Here is a 21376-nt window from a genome sequence, read left to right as displayed (position 1 = left end):
CGAAGCTTATGGCGATTACCATCGATATCGACACTGCACGCCCCTACCAGGTGCATGTTGGCACGTTTTTGCTGGAGCAGGCGGGACCACTCGTGCGCGCCACTGCCGGCGGTACCAAGGCCGTCATCGTGACGGACACCAACGTGGGCCCGCTCTACCAGATGCCCGTTAAGCAGAGCCTGGAGGCGTCAGGCTACGAGGTGAGCATCTGCACCTTCGAGGCCGGAGAGGCCCATAAGCGCGCCGAAACCTATGTTGCCATTATGGAGTTTGTGGCAGAGCACGAGCTTTCGCGCTCCGACGTGATCGTGGCACTCGGTGGCGGCGTCGTGGGCGACGTGGCGGGCTTTGTGGCCGCCACCTACATGCGCGGCTGCAAGTTTGTGCAGATCCCGACGAGCCTGCTCGCCATGGTGGATTCGTCGGTGGGTGGCAAGACCGCCATCGACCTGGCTGCCGGCAAGAACTTGGCCGGCGCCTTTTGGCAGCCGAGCGTGGTTATCGCCGACGTGGGGTGCCTGGCCACCCTCACGCCCGAGCAGTTCGCCGACGGCTGCGGCGAGGTCGTCAAGCACGCCGTGATCGCCGACCCGGAGCTTTTCGCCGAGCTGGAGAAGACCCCGCTCACGCTGGAGCTGCTCAACCGCGATGTGGCGCGCGTAGCGCTCATCATCGCCCGCAATATCGACATCAAGCGCGCCGTGGTCGTTGCCGACGAGCGCGAGATCAACCAGCGCAAGCTCCTCAACTTTGGACACAGCGCCGGACACGCCGTCGAGGCCTGCGAGCACTTTGAGCTCGGACACGGCAACTGTGTGTCGATCGGCATGGGCATCATCACGCGCGCCGCGGCTCTGCACGGCATTTGCGATGCTGCACTGCCCGGTCGTATCGAGGAGCTCTGCGCCCGCCATGGCCTCAAGACCCGCTGCGACCTAGATGCCGATGCCGTTTTTGCCGAGGCGCTCCACGACAAGAAGCGCGCGGGCGACACCATCGACCTGGTGATTCCGCACGGCATCGGCCGCTGCAGCATCGACCGCACGCCGCTTTCCACTTTCCACGAACTCATTGCCGAGGGCCTCGGCCAGAAGGGAGACGCATTCGCATGCTAGCCCGCATCACCCCGTCCCCGCTTAAGGGCACCGTTCCCGCCATCGCGTCCAAGTCGATGGCGCATCGCCTCATCATCTGCGCTGCGCTTGCCAACGGCGAGACGCACGTTACCTGCAACACCACCTGCGCCGACATCGAGGCTACGGTGCGTTGCCTTACGGCACTGGGCGCTCGCATCGAGACCGTCGAGGATGGCTTCCAGGTCCATCCCACTATGAAGAGTGTTGAGTTTGGCCTGCTCAAGGCCCTTGCCGGCGGCACGCTCGACTGCGGCGAAAGCGGCTCCACGCTCCGCTTTATGTTGCCCGTCGCCTGCGCGCTGGGTGCGGATGCCACCTTCGTGGGCCAGGGCCGCCTTGGCGCCCGCCCGCTGTCCCCGCTCTCGGACGAGATTATCGCCGCCGGCTGCGACCTACAGGGTCTGGGCGGTTTTCCGCTCAAGACGAGTGGACGCATGCGCCCGGGCACCTTTGTGCTGCCGGGCAACGTAAGCTCGCAGTATATCTCCGGCCTGCTGCTGGCAGCCCCGCTGCTCGCCCAGCCCTCCTGCGTGCAGGTGACCGGCCTCATTGAGAGTCGCCCCTACATCAACCTGACGATCCAGGCCATGAAGGCCTTCGGCGTCGAGGTCAACGTCGAGCGTATTCCCGCCCGGGACGGCCAGCCCGAGGTCACGAACTTCCGCGTGAGCAGTGGCTCGTATCGCACGCCCGGCAGCGTGGCCGTCGAGGGTGACTGGTCCAACGCTGCCTTTTGGCTGTGCGCCGGCGCCATCGGCTCCGACCCCATCACCGTCGAGGGTGTGTCGCTTAGCTCGGCCCAGGGCGACCGCAACGTACTTGCCGCGCTTTCGCGCTTTGGCGCCCGCATCGTGCGCTCCACCAACGCCGCCACCGTGCAGTCTGACAAACTCGCCGGCTTTGAGATGAGCGCCCACGACATTCCCGACCTCGTGCCCGTTATCTCGGCCGTGGCCTCACTGGCACAGGGCCGCACCTTTATCCGCGATTGCGCCCGTCTGCGCATCAAGGAATCCGACCGTCTGGCCACCACCACCCGCGAGCTCACCGCGTTGGGCGCGCAGGTGCGCATTGCCGGTGACGACCTCATCATCAAGGGTGTCGATGCCTTTACCGGCGGCGAGGTCGATTCGCACAACGACCACCGCATCGCCATGATGGCCGCCATCGCCGCGAGCCGTGCCACCGGCGAGGTCGTGATCCACGGCGCCGAGGCCGTCAACAAGTCCTATCCCGATTTCTTCGACCACTACCGTCTGCTGGGCGGCAAGGTCACACTCGAGGAGGAATAGCATGTCCTCGACCTTTGGCAACGTCTTGCATCTGAGCATTTTCGGCCAGTCGCACTCCCCCGCCATCGGCTGCTCACTCGATGGCATCCCGGCGGGCATCGCTGTTGACCAGGAGCAGCTGCAGGCCTTCCTCGACCGTCGCGCCCCCGGTCGCGACGAGACCGCGACCAAACGCCGCGAGGCCGACGCCGCCCACATCATCGCCGGTGTTGTCGATGGACATACCACCGGCGCGCCCATCGCCGCGATTATCGAGAACACCAACACGCGCTCCAAGGATTACTCCGAGCTGCGCCGCAAGCCCCGTCCCGGACATGCGGACTTCCCTGCGCGCGTAAAGTATCACAACATGCACGATGTCGCTGGTGGTGGGCATTTTTCCGGCCGCCTAACGGCACCCTTATGCATCGCCGGCGGCATTGCGCTGCAGGCACTCGAGGCCCGCGGCATTCAGGTCATGGCGCACGTCGCGCAGATCGGCGGCATCTCCGACCTGCCGATGGACGATATGGTCTATCGCGAGGCCGACCGCAAGGCGATCCTTACGAACGATCTGCCGTGCATTGACGCCGCCGCAGCCGGCCGCATGCGCGAGGAGATCCTAGCCGCGCGCGACGAACTCGACAGCATCGGCGGCATCGTGGAGTGCGGCATTTACGGGCTTCCCGCGGGCATCGGCGACCCCATGTTTGACGGCATCGAGAACCGCATCGCTCAAATCGCGTTCGGGATTCCCGCCGTAAAGGGCGTGGAGTTTGGCATGGGCTTTGCCGTGGCCGCCATGCGCGGCAGCGAGAACAACGATCCGTATCGCATCGATGCCGAGACCGGAAAGATCGAGGTCGAATCCAACAACGCCGGCGGCGCCCTGGGCGGTATTTCGACCGGCGCGCCCGTCATGTGGCGTATGGCCGTAAAGCCGACGCCCTCCATTGGCCGCGAGCAGCAGACCGTAGACATGGACGCTATGGAAAATGCCGAGCTCTCGGTCCACGGCCGCCACGATCCCTGCATCGTCCCCCGAGCCGTCCCCGTAGCCGAAGCAGCCGCCGCCCTCGCCATCTGGGACGCTCTCCTCGAGGACGCCGCCCAGCTTTAGTCCACCCACCCCAAGGGTAGTTAATTTGGGACGGGGCTATTTTAGCTACCCCCATATACCGGTTCATATTTGCCCCGGCACCCATCGATTCGCCGACAGTCAAAGGGTAGCTAAAAAAGCCCCGTCCCAAATTAACTACCCCAGGCAACCATTCACGAAAGGGGTCCCTATGGACCTTGCCGATATTCGCCAAGCCATCGATGGCATCGACACCACGCTCCTCAACAGCTTTGTCGAGCGTATGGACATTGCCACCGAGGTCGCCAAGTCAAAAATCGAGATGGGCAAGGCCGTCTTCGACCCCGCCCGTGAGCGCTCCAAGCTCAACAATCTCGCCAGCCGCGCGCCCGAGCGCTACGAGGCGCAGACCATCACCCTGTTCCGCCTCCTCATGAGCATGAGCAAGGCCGAGCAGCAGCGCTACATCAACGAGCTCAAGGGCATCACCGTCTCGCAAAAGGCACACGCCACGGCTGCAGCCTCCGACACGCCCTTCCCTCAAACGGCCACCGTTGCCTGCCAGGGCGTGGAAGGTGCCTATAGTCAGATAGCCGCGTGCAAGCTCTTCGACGTGCCGGATATTGCGTTCTTCGAGACCTTCGAGGGCGTCATGCGCGCCGTACGCGACGGGTTCTGCGAGTTTGGCGTGCTGCCCATCGAGAACTCCACCGCCGGCTCGGTCAACGCCGTCTACGACCTGCTCGCCCAGTTCGACTTCCACATCGTGCGCTCGCTTCGCCTCAAGATCGACCACAACTTGCTCGTCAAGCCCGGCACCAAGCTCGCGGACATACGCGAGGTCTACAGCCACGGTCAGGCCATCGCGCAGTGCGCTAGCTTTATCGAGTCCCACGACCTGCACGCCACCAAGTACCCTAACACGGCCATGTCGGCCGAGATGGTCGCCAGCTCCGAGCGTACCGATGTCGCCGCTATCGCCTCGCGCAGCTGTGCCGCGCTGTATGGTATGGAGGTGTTGGAATCCAACATCCAGGACTCGGACAACAACTACACGCGCTTTGTCGTCATCAGCCGCGAGCCGCGCGTCTACCCCGGCGCCAACCGCACCTCGCTCATGATCACCACGGCCAACGAGCCGGGCGCCCTCTACCGCGTGCTCGAGCGCTTCTACGCGCTCAACATCAACCTCATCAAACTCGAGAGCCGTCCCATCCCCGGGCACGACTTTGAGTTTATGTTCTACTTTGACCTGGACTGCCCCTTTGGCAGCAAGGCACTCGACGACCTGCTCGATTCCATCGACGACGTGTGCGAGAGCTTTACCTACTTTGGCAGCTACACGGAGGTGCTCTAGATGACCGATACCGCCGCAACCCGTCCCTATGGCGTGCTGGGCCGCGTGCTGGGCCACAGCTACACCCCGACCATCTACAAGGAGCTGGCGGGGCTTGAGTACGTGCGTTTTGAGCGCGAGCCCGAGGACCTCGCGACCTTTATGAGGGGCGACGAGTGGGAGGGCACCAACGTGACCATCCCCTACAAGCGCGCCGTCATGGAGTACCTGGACGAGCTGAGCCCGCTGGCCGAGCGCATGGGCAACGTTAACACCATCACACGCCTGCCCGACGGCCGCCTGCGCGGTGACAACACTGACTATTTCGGTTTTCAGTGCCTAGTCGAGGAATTGGGCGTAGAGGTTGCCGGCAAGAAGGTCCTCGTCCTCGGTGCCACCGGTGGTGCCGGCACCACGGCAAGTATGGTGCTGGGAGACCTGGGCGCCATCGTCGTACCCGTGGGTCGCACGAGCGAGGTCAACTACGGCAACATCGCGCAGCAGTCCGACGCCGCCCTGCTCGTCAACTGCACGCCTGCCGGCATGTTCCCCCACTGCCCCGACGCGCCCTGCACACTCGAAGGGCTCGATGCGCTCGAAGGCGTTATCGACATTGTCTACAACCCCGCCCGCACGGGACTCATGCTCGAGGCCGAGCGCCGCGGCATCCCCTGCATCGGCGGCCTGCTCATGCTCGTGGCCCAGGCAGCGCAAGCCGTCGAGCGCTATACCGGCCAGGTCACCCCGCGCGAGCGCATCCTGGACGTAACGGAGCGCCTGTCGCGCCGCGAACAGAACATAGCGCTGATCGGCATGCCGGGTTCGGGCAAGACCCGCGTGGGTGAGCAGATCGCAATGCTGACGGGTCGCGAGCACATCGATCTGGACCGCGCCCTCGAGGAGCGCCTGGGCATGCCCTGTGCCGACTTTATCGTCGAGCGCGGCGAGGCCGCCTTCCGCGAGCAAGAGACAGCGGAGCTGGCCGACATTTCCAAGCGCAGCGGCCTGGTGCTCTCCACCGGCGGCGGCGTGGTCACACGCGACGAGAACTACCCGCTGCTGTACCAGAATAGCCAGATCGTGATGCTCAACCGCAAGCTCGACGAGCTCGCCCACAAGGGCCGCCCCATCACCGCGCGCGACGGCATCGATAAGCTGGCTGAACAGCGCATGCCGCGCTACCGCGCCTGGGCCGACTACATCATCGACTCACGCGACTGCGCTGCCAACACCGCCCAAGCCCTCCTCGAGACCCTCCCACCCGCTCTCTAACCTAAGCCACCACAAAGGGGACAGACACCTTTGTGGTGGCTTTCCAACCGCAAAGGAAGCAACCATGAAAGCACTCGTCATCAACGGCCCCAACCTCAACATGCTCGGCATTCGCGAGCCGGGCATCTATGGTAGCGACAACTACGACCGCTTAGTGCAGATCTGCCAGGAAGCGGGAACCGCACAGGGCTTCAGCGAGGTCGAGGTCTTCCAGTCCAACCACGAGGGCAGCATCGTCGACAAGATCCAGGAGGCTTACGGCAAGGTCGACGGCATCGTCATCAACCCGGCAGCCTACACGCACACCAGCGTGGCAATCCTTGACGCCCTCAAGGCCGTCGCCATCCCTGCCGTCGAGGTGCACATCAGCGCCGTAGAGACGCGCGAGGACTTCCGCCAGGTGAGCTATGCACGCCTAGCCTGCTTCGCCACCATCACCGGCGAAGGCCTCCAGGGCTACGCCCACGCGCTGGAGCTGCTGAAAGAGCATCTGGAAAAGTAAAATGCCAACCCCAACAAACAGCAGCGGCTTGTTCGCGCTCGGCTTCAGCAGCATACAAGATGAAAAAAGCCCAGACCACCAAGCGGTCCGGGCTTAATAAACGATGGTGCTCCATGGCGGATTCGAACCGTCGACCTTGGGATTAGAAGTCCCCTGCTCTATCCAACTGAGCTAATGGAGCAAATAACCACACGCCCAAGCAAGCGCAAGCCTGTCGGGCGCAAGTAATTATAACCTAGTTGAACTGCTCGCGATACGCCTTGCAGACCTCATCGACCGGGCCGTCCATGCGAAGGTCACCCTTCTCAATCCAAACGGCACGCTGGCAGATGCGCTCAACCTGCTCCATGGAGTGCGAAACGAACAGAACCGTCACGTCACCGCTCTGGATAAAGTGCTGAATGCGAGCCTCACACTTCTGCTGGAAGAACACATCACCGACGGACAGCGTCTCGTCAACGATCAGAATATCGGGCTCGGTAATCGTCGCGATTGCAAAGGCGATACGCGCCACCATGCCCGAGGAGAAGTTCTTAAGCGGCATATCGACAAAGTTCTGCAGCTCTGCGAATTCGATAATGCCGTCAAAGTTTGCGTCGATGAACTCCTTGGTATAGCCGAGCAGGGCGCCGTTCAGATAGATGTTCTCGCGGGCGGTCAGCTCGGGGTCAAAGCCAGCACCAAGCTCAATCAGCGGCGCGATGTTACCGTGCACCTTAACACTGCCCTCGCTTGGCTCAAGCACACCGGCGATGATCTTGAGCATCGTGGACTTACCGGAGCCATTGGTGCCCACCAGGCCCACGACCTCGCCACGATGAATATCAAACGAGATATGCTTGAGCGCCCTAAACTCCTCAAAGAACAACTCGTGCTTGGCAAGCTTGATGAAGTACTCCTTGAGGTTGGTCAGCGACTCGGACGCCATGTTAAAGATCATGGTGACGTCGTCGACCTCGACAGCCAGAGGCTGTTCGCTGTAATCAACAACAGATTCAGTCATCACAGCACTCCTTAGATGTAGAGGATGAACTTGCGCTCGGACTTATGGAACACGGTGTAGCCAATAACAAGCGCAAGGACCGCCCAAGCGACGCACATACCAAACGTCATAAGCGAGGGCGTGGTCTGGAACAGGAAGATATCACGCATAAACTGCAGGTAGTTGTACATGGGGTTCGCATAGACCAGAATGCGCACGAGATGCGGCATTTGCGCAATGAAGTCGGTCGTCCAGAAGATGGGCGTAATGTAAGTCCATGCCGTGATGACGACGCTCCACAGATGCATAACGTCGCGGAAGAAAACCGTGAGGGCGGATAGCATCATGCCCAGGCCCATGCAGAAGCACATGAGCAAAAGTAGGCAAACGGGCAGCAGAATGAGATGCCAAGATGGCATAACGTGGAACCACAGCATAACAATGGCAACGGCGACCAGAGAGAAGGCAAAGTTCACCAGCGAGAAGAGTACCTTCTGTACTGGGAAGACCCAGCGGTGCACTTTAACCTTCTTGAGCAGCGGAGCCGCACCCACGATCGACGTCAGCGCCTGATTCGTAGACTCAGACATAACGGCAAAGGTGACGTTACCCACGATCAAGTACAACGGGTACATCTCGGGCGTAATCGAGCCATTGCGGCCCTGGGCAAAAATCGTCGAGAACACGATGGCCATGACAATCATCATCAGCAGCGGGTTGAGCACCGACCACGCAACACCCAACACGCTGCGGCGATACTTGATCTTAAAATCCTTGGTAACCAGCTGACGAAGGATAAACGCGTCCTTCTCAAATTCGTTCTTAGCAAACGTCGCAGGCAGACTGCGAGTTTCTTGTTGCTTTGTCTGATCCGACACGGATGCAACTCCTTTACTCGTAATCGTTGACAAACGAACAGTATAGACCCGACGGTCATGCAAACGATTCGCGCAACAAAACTGGAGAACTAACCCACATCTTAGGATGCCAAGCCCAAACGGCTATACTTTCAAGGATTGAATGTTTAAGGAGCATTGAGTGAATTCTGAATCCATCGCCGTGATCATCCCCTGCTACAACGAAGCGCTCACGATCGGCAAAGTCATCGACGACTTTCACCGCGAGCTTCCGCAGGCGACGGTCTATGTCTATGACAACAACTCGTCGGACGATACTTCACGCATCGCCACCGAACACGGAGCCACGGTGCGTTTTGAGCCCCGCCAGGGAAAGGGCAACGTCTGCCGCCAGATGTTTCGCGATATCGACGCCAATTGTTATCTGATGGTCGACGGAGACGACACCTACCCCGCCGAGGCGGCCAAAGCCCTCTGCGAGCCTATCCTCAACGGCACGGCCGATATGACCGTAGGCGACCGCCTTTCCAACGGCACCTACGCCGAGGAGAACAAGCGTGCCTTCCACGGCTTTGGCAATAATCTGGTCCGCGCCATGATCAAGTGGATCTATGGCTACAGCTTCGATGACGTCATGACAGGCTACCGCGCCATGAGCCGCCCGTTCGTTAAAACCTTCCCTGTGCTTTCCGAGGGCTTCCAGATCGAAACCGAGCTCTCGATCCACGCCGTCGACCACCGCTGGCGTATCAAAGATGTGCCCATCGAGTACCGCGACCGTCCGGAAGGCTCCGAGTCCAAGCTCAATACCGTGAGCGACGGCATTAAAGTCGTCGCGATGATCGGCACGCTGTTCAAGGACTACCGCCCGCTGAAGTTCTTCAGTCTGGTTGCGCTTTTATTCGCGATTATCGGCCTGGCTTTGGGCATTCCTATCTTTGTTGAGTACTTTCAGACCGGCCTGGTCCCGCGCTTCCCCACCGCCATGCTCGCCGCCTCGTTTATGTTCCTGTGCGGACTGAGCCTTGCGACCGGATTCATCCTGGATTCTGTGGCAAAGGTTGAGAAAAAGCAGTGGGAGGTCAACGTGTACAGCAAATACGCCTACGATGACCAGCCCGGCCACCCTACTTCCAAGCCAAGCGAGAGGTAGATCTTCCGCAAAATACTATTGGCACCACTGCGCAGATAGCCACCAACAAGAAAAGCCGCCGTTAAAGAACGGCGGCTTTTACTCTCGAAAAGTTAATAGCGGCTAGAGCGTCTTGAGGTACTCCCCCAGCTCTTCCTCCCAGTCGGGCATGTGGAAGCCGACCGACTCGAGCCTGGACAGGTCGAGAGCGGAGTGGACCGGGCGCGGGGCGATGGGGCCCGCGGCGTTCGCGTAGTAGTCGGCGGTCGAAACCGGCAAGACCTTCTCGCCGTTGCCGTTGGCCGCCTCGAAGACGGCGCGGGCGATGTCGGCCCAGGACTTGACGGCGCCGGAGCCCGTGCAGTCGTAGGTGCCGTAGGGGGCGTGCGTCCCCAGCACGTGGAAGATGGCCTCGGCCATGTCGCGCGTGAAGGTCAGGCGGCCCAGCTGGTCGTCCACGACCGTGACCTGCGTGAGCCCGTCCTCCGGGTCGGCGACGCGGTCGGAGAGCGCCTTCATCGTCTTCACGAAGTTGTGTCCCTCGCCGATGACCCAGGAGCTGCGCATGATGTAGTGGCGCGGGCAGCCGGCCACGGCGATGTCGCCGGCCGCCTTGGTCTGGCCGTAGACGGAAAGCGGGCTGAGGGGCTCGTCCTCGGTATGGACCTCGGCGGTGCCGTCGAAGACGTAGTCGCTGGACACGTGCACGAGCGTGATCCCGTGCCCGGCGCAGGTGCGGGCGAGGAGGGCGGGGCCGGTCGCGTTGGCCTTCCAGGCGATGACACGGCCCTCGGGGGTCTCCGCCCTGTCCACGGCGGTGTAGGCGCCGCAGTTGATCACGGTGCCGTAGAGCGACCAGTCGTATTTGGAGTAGGCCTCCGGGTCGGACATGTCGAAGGTGTCGATGTCGCAGAAGTCGAAGTCCTTGGCGACGCCGCGCTCCTCCGCCAGCGCGCGGACCGCGCGGCCCAGCTGGCCGTCGCAGCCGGTGACGAGGGTGCGCCTGGGCGCCATGGGGACGACGTCCTTCAGCATCGGGTGGTTGAGGTCGGCCTCGGATACGGTGGCCTCGTCGAGGGGGATCGGCCACTCGATGGCGAGCTCGGGGTCGGCGAGGTTCACGAAGGTGTAGGTCCTCTTGAGCTCGAGCGACCAGTGGGCGTCCACCAGGTAGGTGTAGGCGGTGCCGTCCTCCAGGGCCTGGAAGGAGTTGCCCACGCCGCGCGGGACGTAGATGGCCCTGGACGGGTCGAGCGTGCAGGTGAACACCTTGCCGAAGGTCTCGCTGCCCTCGCGCAGGTCCACCCAGGCGCCGAAGACGCTGCCGCGGGCCACGGAGATGAACTTGTCCCAGGGCTCGGCGTGGATGCCGCGGGTGACGCCCTTCCTGTCGTTGTAGGAGATGTTGTTCTGGACGACCTTGAGGTCCGGGATGCCCAGAGCGGTCATCTTGGCGCGCTGCCAGTTCTCCTTGAACCAGCCGCGCGAGTCGCCGTGGACGGCCAGGTCGACGACCCTCAGGCCCTCGATGCCGGTCTCGGTGACGGAGAGGTCCTTCTCGAATGCGATGTCTGCCATGTGGGAAAAGCTCCTATCGAAGAGGTTGGGTAACCGGGGGCGCCCGCGCGGGGACGCAGGGTCATCCCCATGCCCTGCGGCCCCGCGCGGGCGCCCCGCGGCGTGGTTCGCCGGGCGCGGCCTACTGCCCCTGCGCCCTGTACCTGGCCTCGGTGGCCTCCTTGGCCGGGCGCCACCAGGCCTCGTTCTCGACGTACCAGTCGATGGTGGCCTTGAGCCCCTCGGCGAAGTCGGTGTGGGCCGGCCTCCAGCCGAGCTCGCGCTGGAGCTTCGTGCTGTCGATGGCGTAGCGGCGGTCGTGGCCGGGGCGGTCGGCGACCCAGTCGAAGTCCTCGGGGTCCTTTCCCATCGCCTTGAGGATCATGCGGAGCACGGTGATGTTGTTCCTCTCGCCGTCGGCTCCGATGAGGTAGGTCTCCCCCATGCGGCCCTTGGTGAGGATGTCCCAGACGGCCGAGGAGTGGTCCTCGGTGTGAATCCAGTCGCGGACGTTCTCGCCGCGGCCGTAGAGCTTGGGGCGCACGCCGTCGATTATGTTGGTGATCTGGCGCGGGATGAACTTCTCCACGTGCTGGTAGGGGCCGTAGTTGTTGGAGCAGTTGGAGATCGTGGTGCGCAGGCCGTAGGTGCGCGTCCAGGCGCGGACCAGCATGTCGGAGCTGGCCTTGGTGCTCGAGTACGGCGAGGAGGGATGGTACGGCGTCTCCTCGGTGAACTTCGCCGGGTCGTCGAGCGCCAGGTCGCCGTAGACCTCGTCGGTGGAGACGTGGTGGTAGCGGATGCCGTGCTTGCGGACGGCCTCCAGCAGGCGGAAGGTGCCCTCGACGTTGGTGCGCAGGAACGGCTCCGGGTCGGCGATGGAGTTGTCGTTGTGGCTCTCTGCGGCGTAGTGCACGATGGCGTCGTGGCCCGGGACGATCCTGTCCAGCAGCTCCGCGTCGCAGATGTCGCCCACGACGAGCTCCACGCGGTCCGAGGGCAGCCCGGCGATGTTCTCGGGGTTGCCGGCGTAGGTCAGCTTGTCCAGGACGGTGACGTGGACGTCCGGGTGGTTGTCCACCACGTAGTGCACGAAGTTGCTGCCGATGAAGCCGCAGCCGCCCGTGACGATGATATTCTTGGGTTCAAAAATCTCAGACATGAAAATCCAATCTGAAGCACGTACAGCTTCTTTAGTATGCCGCAGGAAGTGATGCCGCGGCACTATTCAACAAAACTATCGGACATTTCGGCATGCGATAAGAGCCATGACCTTCGCAGAATTACTTCCCGTACAAAACGCCTCCGGAATGCAATCTTTGTCGTACTGAAAAACCGAACCCGCAGTTTCTTCGCGTAAGTACTTATAGAAGAAGTCCTCCCAGCTTTTAAACTTCTCACTGTCTGCAAACGCTTCCGGGGCTTCCAGCACCGTCTTAGCATCAAGCCCAGAAATTACGTCGGAGCTCAGCAGAAGCCACTCGAACGACTCGGGAAGACAAACCGTTACTGCATCGCGGCAAATGTCCTGGAGCTTAAGGACACGGTCCGCATAGCACCCAAATGCTGCTCCGTCCGCAACAACAAACACGCGATCGTCGAGATGCTGATCCAACCAGCCCAAAATCGCGCTGTTCGTCATAGCCGAAGCGCAGGCAAGCTCACTGTCAGCGAAATGCCGTTCAAAGAACTGGAAACCAGACTTACTGTCCTCGCATAGAAGGATAGAAAAGTCCTGTTTTGGCGCCGACCGGGAAATAGCATAACGATGATTCCCTCGATCTTGATAAACAGGGACGAATGAATGGTATTTTCCGCTCGTCTTAATCTTGTAAATCTCATCCACACTATAGGGAAGATTGGGGAAATCTGCCCTTGAGATCAGCACGAAGTAGTTCGAGGAATACAACACATGATGAGCGAATTCATCGGAATGGATCTCTTTTAATCCCTCATCGACGAATACGATCGAATTATGAACGGATGAAAGCTGGTTTCTCCAGTCATAATCGGTCAGGGCAACGCAGGGACAATCGCATTGCAGGGAAACGCCAGACTGCTCGCCCATGCGCATGTAGTCAGCGACCATGTCAAACAGCGTCGTCTTGCCCGTGCCACTATCACCGCGCACGATAGAGATATTCCGTTTTATAGTGAATGTATACTTAGTTCCCCTGCGGCGGGAAATCTTAACGAGATGCGAACCGTTCATAAGCAGCACCTACAGATACGGAATCGACTCATGAATCAGCTCGGCCATGTTATGGGCAATGCGGCCGCTGTTCACGACTTTGATTTTAAAATCCTCGCGACCAAAGTCCATCACGTGATAGAGGTTGATAACGAGCTTGCGGTCTTTCGCCATGTCGAGAATCCACTTGGCACAGTTATCGCCACAGGTCGAAGCGTTAAAAATATGCTTTCGATCGAACCTCATGAGCAGCAACGTTTTCACGCCACCAGAAAGTTGAAGTGGAGAAATGGACCCAAGCACGGGGCTTTCAATGACGTTTTCGGAGACAACATCCGATCGATCGACATCTTTAATGATCGAAACCGCATAGGGGTCCGTGATCCAAGAAGACCGGTATGAGTTTTTGAAATATGTCGCTGTGTTGTAAATCGCTTCTGGCATATCGCCAAAGTAGACGCTTAACACATCCACTCCCAATCATATTGTCTTTACGATCAACAGTAATCATAACGAAAGGGGCCACCAGATAAACGGTGACCCCTAAAAGAAAGCAAGACGGCGCTAGTACTCGCGCGGGCTGTTGACGATCTCGCCGGCGGCGACCTTCTTCAGGTGCCGGCCGTAGACCGACTTGCCGTAGGCCTTCGCGGCCTCCTCCAGCTCCGCGGTCGTGATCCAGCCGTTCTCCCAGGCGATCTCCTCGGGCACGGACACCGGCAGGTCCTGGGAGTGCTCCACGGCGCGGACGAACTCCGCCGCCTCGTGCAGGCTCTCCATGGTGCCGGTGTCCAGCCACGCGTAGCCGCGGCCGAGGGTGACCACGGACAGCGTCCCCTCCTCCAGGTACATCCGGTTGAGGTCGGTGATCTCGAGCTCGCCGCGCGCGGAGGGCTGGACCCTATGGGCCTTGGCGGCCACGTCGCCCGGGTAGAAGTACAGGCCGGTGACCGCGTAGGAGCTCTTGGGGCGCTCGGGCTTCTCCTCGATGGAGACGGCACGGCCCTCGCCGTCGAACTCCACGACGCCGAAGCGCTCGGGGTCGTCCACGTGGTAGCCGAAGACCGTGGCGCGGCCCGACTCGGCGTTCTGGACGGCGCGCGTCAGGTGGCGGGACAGGCCGTTGCCGTAGAAGATGTTGTCGCCCAGCACCAGGGCGCACGGCTCTCCGCCGATGAAGTCCTCGCCGATGGTGAAGGCCTGCGCCAGGCCGTCCGGCGAGGGCTGCTCCGCGTAGGAGAGGTTCACGCCGTAGCGCGAACCGTCCCCGAGCAGGCGCTCGAAGTTGGGCAGGTCGGTCGGCGTGGAGATGACCAGGATGTCGCGGATGCCCGCCAGCATGAGGGTGGACAGCGGGTAGTAGATCATGGGCTTGTCGTAGACCGGCAGCAGCTGCTTGGAGGTCACGAGCGTGAGCGGGTACAGGCGCGTGCCGGACCCGCCGGCGAGGATGATGCCTTTCATAAAAATCCTCTCGATTGACAATCGTTGAGCAAAAGCCGCTGATTACAGATGCATAGTTAATTAAATTATACGCACCGGCAGCAACCTCCCCGTCTTCTTATTTAAATCGGACAGCAGAAACACGCAACTCTTTCTGCATTTCTAGCGAGGCAACAAATGAAAAAGTACAATGAGCAGTGTCCAACAAACGAAAGGCAAACAATGCGAGTCGAAACAACCGGAGTATGCAGAGGAAACTGGAAAATCTACCAGCAGCTTAAGATTGAAGGCATCCATAAAGGCTCCAGCGTAACAGCCCAGGCGGCTACAGACGATAACCGCCGCTCACCTTTATCCCTCCTAAAATTCCGGGACAATAGTTGTGACTCGAACTCATACGTCCTTGTAGTCCCCGATCCCGATGCTCGCACCATCAAAATTGAGTTTAGCGAAATCGGCCAAGACGGTCGCACCCTGAGCAGCGACTCCCTTTCGCTAAATTGCAAGAACATCAAATGGGAGTCGCGCCTTAACTACAAAATTAAACCTGACATGTGCAGCAAACTCCGAAACTACGATGACGTTTCAGAGTTTGACATGGCAACGATTGATTTCTGGCAGTGCATCGAAGATTCAAGCGACTATATCCTTAGGTGCACGGTGAGAACTCCTTATCGTAGCGACTCGCAAATCAAACTTCGTTGTTTCGATCGAACCCTTAATGAAGTTAATTTGAGCATCGTCAATTTCGGTTCGAATGTAACAAGCGTTGGATTTACGTCTGAGAAAAAGCAGCTTGAAACGCAGCTCTCAATTCGAATGCCAAAGGCGTTCGATCGTTACTACTTTGTTATTGACGATCAAAATCACCCATCATTCAGTGCATTTGACTGCTTAACACCCGATAAGTTAGGCTTGCTTCTTGAGGAGACCAACTTTCTCTTTACCCATGCGCAGTTTGACCCTGAATACCCCGAATGGTTCACGGAGCATAAGGCAACCATCGGCGCTCTGGAGAAGCAGAGAAAAATCGTCTTCAACAGTGCTCCGAAGTTCAGCATTATTGTCCCTCTATACAACACACCCATTTCGTTCTTTAACGATATGACCGAATCCGTAAAAAACCAGTCTTATGCAAACTGGGAGCTCATCCTAGTTAATGCAAGTCCTGACAATCAGGAACTAAAGGTTCACGTTGAGCAGGAGACGGCCCACGACAACAGAATTAAATCAATTAACCTTACCGAGAATAAGGGCATTTCCGAAAATACAAACGCCGGCGTTGCCATCGCTTCGGGTGATTTCGTTAGCTTCTTTGACCATGACGATATTCTTGAACCGGACTTGTTGTTCTCATATGCCGAGGCAATTGAAAACAATGATGACGTCGATCTTCTATATTGTGATGAAGATAAACTCATGCCTGATGGAAAGCTAGCGCAGCCGTTCTTTAAGCCGGATTTCAATATCGATCTGCTCAGAAACAATAACTATATCTGCCATATGCTTACCATCCGTAAGTCTCTGCTTGACACTCTAGAACCGAACACGAAAGAGTTCGATGGAGCGCAGGATCATAATCTGACTCTCCGCGCCGTGGAAAAGGCAAGGAAAGTTCATCATGTTCCAAAGGTTCTATATCACTGGCGCCTAAGCGAGACCTCCACCGCAGCAAATGCCGATAGCAAGCCGTATGCCACTATCGCAGGTATCAAAGCGGTCCAGAGTCATTTGGACAGGCTTGGGCTCAATGCGAAGGTCGAACAAGCGCGTCGTCCCTTTACATATAAAGTAACCTACGCTGTGCCAGATTCCCATCCACTCGTGTCAATTATCATTCCAACTAAAGACCACGCCAACATTCTGGACAACTGCATTAAGTCAATTGTTGAGAAATCAACGTACGACAATTTCGAGCTTGTCATAATCGAAAACAACAGCACAGAAAAGGAGACGTTCGATTATTACGATAAGTTGCAAGCAAAATATCCTGACATCGTTCGTCTTGTAACTTGGAAGCACGAATTCAATTTCTCCAAGCTCATGAACTTTGGCGTTGCTCACGCCAAGGGCGACTATCTCTTGCTGTTGAATAACGATACTGAGGTAATTACGCCCAATTGGATTGAGACTATGCTTGGCATCTGCGCACGTGAGGATGTTGGCGCAGTTGGTGCAAAACTCTACTATCCCGACAACACCATCCAGCACGCGGGCTTATGCGTCACTGGTGGCGTGGCAGGACATCTTTGCCAAAGCATGCCAAGGGATAACTGGGGCTACTTTGCACTCAACGATGCACAACAAGACTTCAGCGCCGTCACCGCAGCTTGCATAATGACCAAGCGTGATGAATATGAGAAAGTCGGAGGTTTCACGGAAGAGCTTCAAGTTGCATTTAATGACGTTGACTTTTGCTTAAAGCTACGCGAGATCAACGACCTAATTGTATACACACCCGAAGTCGAGCTCTATCACTACGAGTCGATTTCTAGAGGCGTTGAAAACAATACGGAGAAGCAGATTCGCTTCCACAAAGAGGTCGCGTACATGAATTATCGATGGGCTAAGTATTACGTCAAAGGCGATCCTTATATGAATCCAAACTTCACCGTCGGGGAACCCGCGAATCGTTATTATCATTTATAAGAAGTTTGCATTTCTTTTCTTATTCAATCTAGGCAAATTAGCATGTGTCTAGGCTAGATAGGGGAATCGAGGATTAACCCTCGATTCCCCTATTGTGATAAGTTGTCCTTCACTCGACAGTCAGAGAGCATCTTATTCCAAAGGCGTATTTAAAACCCAGCCCCACTGAGGCGTAGCGGTAGTGTGGTAGTAGTTCAGCCACCAGGCCAGTGATGTCGTCCTGATGTAGCCGATGTTATCCATAACCATACCGTTACCGACGTAAATAGCAATGTGTCCCCAGCGAGCCCCCGCATTTGTATGCGTATGAGTAGGGACCGCAACTATCATTCCAACCTTAAGCTGCGATATATCTCGACTGTGACACCAATTCCAAAACATGTCGCATGCGTCACCGTTGGGATAAGACCCTAGCACGGGATAAAAAACCTCGCTAACCCACTCCGAGCACAACCCCACTCCAGGAGAAGGAACGTTGTAGCAGCGGCCAACAATTTGAGACTGAGAGGAAGTGTGGGCAGAACGTTCGGGCTCTACCCAAGCACCAGCTGCATTAAAGAAATACTCGCCATTATCGATACTGTTCCAGCCGGTTGCCATTTGACCTGACGACATAAGGTAATACCATAGCCTGTCAGCATCGCGGAACCAGCCTGTATTCATAACGCCAGATTCGTTGTCGAGGTGATACCACCTCTCGCCAATTAATTGCCAACCGTGCTGCAGCACCCCGTCTGAATCTGTGTAAAACCACGTCTGAGCAGCGGAAGACCAATACCAGCCTACCATGGGCTTTCCTTCGGCGTCGTTGAGCTTAATCGCGCCCGCGCTGTCCTTGACACCCGTTAACACAATTGCTCCACTGCCGCACGCATAATATGCGCTTCCATCTTGCGAGAAGATCCAGGCGTTGCACTCTAATGCACCACCGCTATCGGGATCCAAATAATAAATAGAGCCATTCACAGTTTGAAAACCTAGGAGCATGGCACCATTATTGTTAGGATCAAGCCAATACCAGTTAGAGCCATAGTAAAACCATCCAGCGCGAATCGCTCCAGTGGCATTGGCACAATACCATGTCCCATCGTCAACAAACCAACCAGTGCTCATGGATCCAGATTGAGAAAAATGATACAACGCACCGTTAACAAGTTTAAAGCCCGTAGCCATTAATCCAGAAGGTTCAAGCCAATACCAAGTATTGTCAAGGAACAGCCAGCCAGTCTGCATAGCGCCCGAAAGGTCCAAATAGTACCAGTTATGATTGACTAAAACCCAGCCGGTCTTCATTAAACCTGATGTTTCGTCAAGGTAGAACCAATGACTACCGCTGGCAGCCCATCCCTTCAAATGCGCACAGGACCCAGAGAATAAGTGCCATCCATCACTCAGATATCTCCAGCCAGTAGCTGCGTAGCCTTCGGAATCAAAATAATATTCCGCTCCCCCAATAGTCAGAAAACAGTTTGACGGCCAGCCACCGTCCTCATATCTCCACCACCATTTACCATTTTGGTAGGCCCAAGAACCAGGAAGAGCGATGCTATTATCGGAGGAACGAACAATTCGAAATGACAACTGGGCTGAAATACCGGAGTAATCCCCTAGCCCATTCACACTTATAGCGGCACAGCCAGGGGCAACATTATTTGAATACAAGACTTCGTAATTGATACCGTTTACTAGCACAGACCCATCGACGGCAAAAACAGAAACCTCAGGAGTAATCGCGGCGCCGGTATATTCATATGTCGAAAAATCAATAGACGCTTTTAAATTAACGGAATCCGAAGTCAAGCGGTCGCCGCCCAGTGTCCCAAATGCCTCCAGGCCCGCTTGAACCAAAGATCCATCAGCGCCTTCAACTGCATAATCATAAGATAATGAAAATGCGGTCGTAGGCCATATAAGAGGGGTGAAACAAATTGATACAAGACAAATCGCGCTGAATAAACTCAAATGCCGATTTCTCATCATTTCACTCTTCCTATGTAATCAGATAAACCTTTGAATATCCAGGCACAATCGACCTAGAGCCACAGTTCCCAAAATAAACAGCATGCCCAAAAAATCGTTTAACATGTCGCATCAGATAAAACGACACATCACTCATCAGCATATGGATTGTATATCTATTAGGCAATTATGGAGCAGCAGACGAGAGTGATCAATGTTAGACAAACGACTTTTTAGTCAAAGATAAGTGTGAATTAATCGTCCTTCTTCCGATATCGACAGTCAGGCAACAAGCCATCACCAGCGATGGAATCACCATCACTAACAGTATTCCAAGTTGATTTCCCAGATTGGTAAAGGTAAACAGACGCTTCCAGAGCCAGCTTTGAGCAAGTGAATTGTCGGAAATCAGATATACGGCAAAAGCGGATCCCGCAAGCCAATTGACACGGGCAGAATTAAATTAATATTTCATACACAATTTAAATACTGATAGAAATACTGCAAACGAGAGACCCATTGAAAGAATGCTAGCTGATGAATAAACATACCCGTTAAATAGATTCACAGCAAAGTCGTGAATTATTCCTTGCGAATGATACGGAAGGTACAGCAAGAGAAGTCCTGATATAAAACATGCAGTCCCAACAAGCGCCAACTTATTCCAGCTAGTGGTATTAAAATTTACTGTTATCGTAAATAACAGACACCAATTGCGAGAACGATGAGATCGATGAGCATTCCTTCGGCTGGAAACGAAACGAACGGCAAATATCGAAATAATCCAAATGCAAACGATAATGATAGTGAAAGGAATTTGTGCTCGCTTCTACTACAGGCTCGAAGCCCCTCCAATATATAGGGGAGCAGCAAAATAAGGCCGGCATCAGAAGTGTTAAACCACCATCCATACCCCGTGGCAATTGGAAAGACCGTATTGATAAAGAAAGAGGCCGAAAGGGGCAAACTGCCCGTAAAAATAGAAATAATCCCTAAAGTTATACTGTAAAAAACAACCTCATTATTAAGAATTATTAGCTTCTTGACCGCATCTTTAATGCTAAAAGAAGCTCTGTCGGCTATAAACCAAACGGCGATAGACACGAAGCAGCCAACTGCAACTTTTCCAATAGGGAGAAACACTCCCTTAATGTTAGCGCCGGGCGATTTTAGCCGCTAATAGTCAAACTATTTTGACCAATCCCGGTCACCGAATAATGGCCACCGTGCCTCCCCGCCGCCACTACGCTGGTGGTGCCAACACGCCGGCGTTAGGAGGACCATTGAGGTGAACGAGAGACACGATGACCTACAGGAGATTATAGACGCGGCGCTCCGGGAGATGGCCGCGGAGGAGGGCCGCGCCGGGCGTGCTCGCCGGCCACACCGGCCTGGTGGACGACCTCCTGCGGAAGGGCGTCACCAACTCGCAGGTGATATTCGAGCGGCTGCTCGGCCAGGGCTACGCCGGCGGCCTCACCACGGTGAAGACCTATATCGCCGCGCACCGGGACCTCGTGCCCGCGAAGAGGCGGCAGGCGGCCCCGCAGGGCTGCCGCGGCCAGCGCTTCAGGACGGCGCCCGGAGAGGCCTACCAGATGGACTGGGGCTTCGTCGCGGTCGAGCGCCCTGGCGGGGAGCGGGCGCGGATCGCCTGCTTCGCCATGGTCTGCCACCATTGCGGGGGCGCCCACGTCGAGTTCTTCCCGAACGCGCGCCAGGAGAACCTCCTCATCGGGATGCTGCACGCGTTCTCGGCGCCGGGCGTGCCCGCGACCGTGCTCACCGACAACATGAAGAGCGTGGTCGTCCGCCGCGATGCCGACGGCCGGCCCGTCTGGCAGGCCGACTACGCCGAGTTCATGGGCGTCGTCGGCTTCCGCACCAGGTTGTGCAGGCCGCGCCACCCATATACGAAGGGCAAGGTGGAGAGGCTCGTCCGCTTCGTGAAGGGGAACTTCCTCGCGGGAAGGTCCTTTACCGACCTTGACGCCCTCAACCGGGAGGCCGC

The 21376-nt window shown here is 57.3% G+C and carries 18 protein-coding genes and 1 tRNA gene; 9 read left to right on the top strand and 10 right to left on the bottom strand.

The annotated features are described in order from the left end of the window. The first annotated feature begins 8 nt into the window (after window positions 1-8). The 6 genes from aroB (at window position 9) to aroQ (ending at window position 6595) form a co-directional block, all read left to right on the top strand. Entirely contained in the window at window positions 9-1115 is a 1107-nt protein-coding gene (aroB, locus tag ABHR63_RS06520) for a 3-dehydroquinate synthase (protein ID WP_225093657.1), read from the top strand. Then, on the top strand, window positions 1109-2428 hold the full coding sequence (gene aroA, locus ABHR63_RS06515; protein ID WP_346965110.1) for a 3-phosphoshikimate 1-carboxyvinyltransferase: 1320 nt from the start codon (window positions 1109-1111) through the stop codon (window positions 2426-2428). The genes aroB and aroA overlap by 7 nt, the downstream gene beginning before the upstream one ends. A 1-nt stretch (window position 2429) precedes the next feature. Beyond that, window positions 2430-3527 (top strand): chorismate synthase, encoded by a 1098-nt coding sequence (gene aroC, locus ABHR63_RS06510; RefSeq protein ID WP_271740143.1) that lies wholly within the window; start codon window positions 2430-2432, stop codon window positions 3525-3527. Between the two features lie 169 nt (window positions 3528-3696). Further along, entirely contained in the window at window positions 3697-4842 is a 1146-nt protein-coding gene (gene pheA, locus ABHR63_RS06505; RefSeq protein WP_346965109.1) for a prephenate dehydratase, read from the top strand. Then, window positions 4843-6093 (top strand): shikimate kinase, encoded by a 1251-nt coding sequence (locus ABHR63_RS06500; RefSeq protein WP_346965108.1) that lies wholly within the window; start codon window positions 4843-4845, stop codon window positions 6091-6093. Between the two features lie 64 nt (window positions 6094-6157). Further along, entirely contained in the window at window positions 6158-6595 is a 438-nt protein-coding gene (gene aroQ, locus ABHR63_RS06495) for a type II 3-dehydroquinate dehydratase (RefSeq protein ID WP_195503086.1), read from the top strand. 104 nt (window positions 6596-6699) lie between these two features. Here the strand turns inward: aroQ and ABHR63_RS06490 are convergent. From ABHR63_RS06490 to ABHR63_RS06480, 3 genes are all read right to left on the bottom strand, one after another. Beyond that, window positions 6700-6776: transfer RNA gene (locus ABHR63_RS06490), tRNA-Arg, on the bottom strand. Window positions 6777-6830: 54 nt separating this feature from the next. Further along, entirely contained in the window at window positions 6831-7598 is a 768-nt protein-coding gene (locus ABHR63_RS06485) for an ABC transporter ATP-binding protein (RefSeq protein ID WP_006236046.1), read from the bottom strand. Between the two features lie 11 nt (window positions 7599-7609). Then, the gene (locus tag ABHR63_RS06480; RefSeq protein WP_233504732.1) at window positions 7610-8455 is read right to left on the bottom strand and encodes an ABC transporter permease; all 846 of its coding nucleotides are present in this window, start codon (window positions 8453-8455) and stop codon (window positions 7610-7612) included. 160 nt (window positions 8456-8615) lie between these two features. Here ABHR63_RS06480 and ABHR63_RS06475 point away from each other — a divergent pair, with 160 nt between their 5' ends. After that, window positions 8616-9587 carry a glycosyltransferase family 2 protein gene (locus tag ABHR63_RS06475; RefSeq protein ID WP_346965107.1) on the top strand — a complete coding sequence of 324 codons (972 nt, stop codon included), beginning with the start codon at window positions 8616-8618 and terminating at the stop codon, window positions 9585-9587. A 102-nt stretch (window positions 9588-9689) separates the two neighbouring features. Here ABHR63_RS06475 and ABHR63_RS06470 read toward each other — a convergent pair whose 3' ends face one another. From ABHR63_RS06470 to rfbA, 5 genes are all read right to left on the bottom strand, one after another. Next, window positions 9690-11144 carry a sugar nucleotide-binding protein gene (locus ABHR63_RS06470; RefSeq protein ID WP_346965106.1) on the bottom strand — a complete coding sequence of 485 codons (1455 nt, stop codon included), beginning with the start codon at window positions 11142-11144 and terminating at the stop codon, window positions 9690-9692. Window positions 11145-11265: 121 nt separating this feature from the next. Further along, on the bottom strand, window positions 11266-12285 hold the full coding sequence (rfbB, locus tag ABHR63_RS06465; RefSeq protein WP_346965913.1) for a dTDP-glucose 4,6-dehydratase: 1020 nt from the start codon (window positions 12283-12285) through the stop codon (window positions 11266-11268). 75 nt (window positions 12286-12360) lie between these two features. Then, a complete protein-coding gene (locus ABHR63_RS06460) occupies window positions 12361-13335 on the bottom strand; it encodes a hypothetical protein (protein ID WP_346965912.1) in 975 nt (324 codons plus the stop codon). A gap of 9 nt (window positions 13336-13344) precedes the next feature. Next, on the bottom strand, window positions 13345-13782 hold the full coding sequence (locus tag ABHR63_RS06455) for a DUF4869 domain-containing protein (RefSeq protein WP_346965102.1): 438 nt from the start codon (window positions 13780-13782) through the stop codon (window positions 13345-13347). 96 nt (window positions 13783-13878) lie between these two features. Next, a complete protein-coding gene (gene rfbA / locus ABHR63_RS06450) occupies window positions 13879-14778 on the bottom strand; it encodes a glucose-1-phosphate thymidylyltransferase RfbA (RefSeq protein WP_346965114.1) in 900 nt (299 codons plus the stop codon). A gap of 156 nt (window positions 14779-14934) precedes the next feature. On the opposite strand from rfbA, the gene ABHR63_RS06445 reads away from it, so the two are divergent. Continuing rightward, window positions 14935-17406 carry a glycosyltransferase family 2 protein gene (locus ABHR63_RS06445; protein WP_117747065.1) on the top strand — a complete coding sequence of 824 codons (2472 nt, stop codon included), beginning with the start codon at window positions 14935-14937 and terminating at the stop codon, window positions 17404-17406. Window positions 17407-17538: 132 nt separating this feature from the next. Here the strand turns inward: ABHR63_RS06445 and ABHR63_RS06440 are convergent, their stop codons facing one another. Both ABHR63_RS06440 and ABHR63_RS06435 read right to left on the bottom strand, forming a co-directional pair. Next, a complete protein-coding gene (locus ABHR63_RS06440; protein WP_346965101.1) occupies window positions 17539-19386 on the bottom strand; it encodes a hypothetical protein in 1848 nt (615 codons plus the stop codon). 669 nt (window positions 19387-20055) lie between these two features. Then, window positions 20056-20469, bottom strand: coding sequence for a hypothetical protein (locus ABHR63_RS06435; protein ID WP_138112739.1), 414 nt, complete (start codon window positions 20467-20469; stop codon window positions 20056-20058). 266 nt (window positions 20470-20735) lie between these two features. On the opposite strand from ABHR63_RS06435, the gene ABHR63_RS06430 reads away from it, so the two are divergent. Next, window positions 20736-21376 (top strand): DDE-type integrase/transposase/recombinase (locus tag ABHR63_RS06430; protein ID WP_346965100.1); only part of this gene is annotated, 641 nt, incomplete at its 3' end.

The organism is Collinsella aerofaciens (assembly GCF_039752775.1).
Classification (GTDB): Bacteria; Actinomycetota; Coriobacteriia; order Coriobacteriales; family Coriobacteriaceae; genus Collinsella; species Collinsella aerofaciens_R.
Note: the sequence above shows the minus strand (reverse complement) of the source record. Positions and strands in the feature narration are given on the sequence as shown.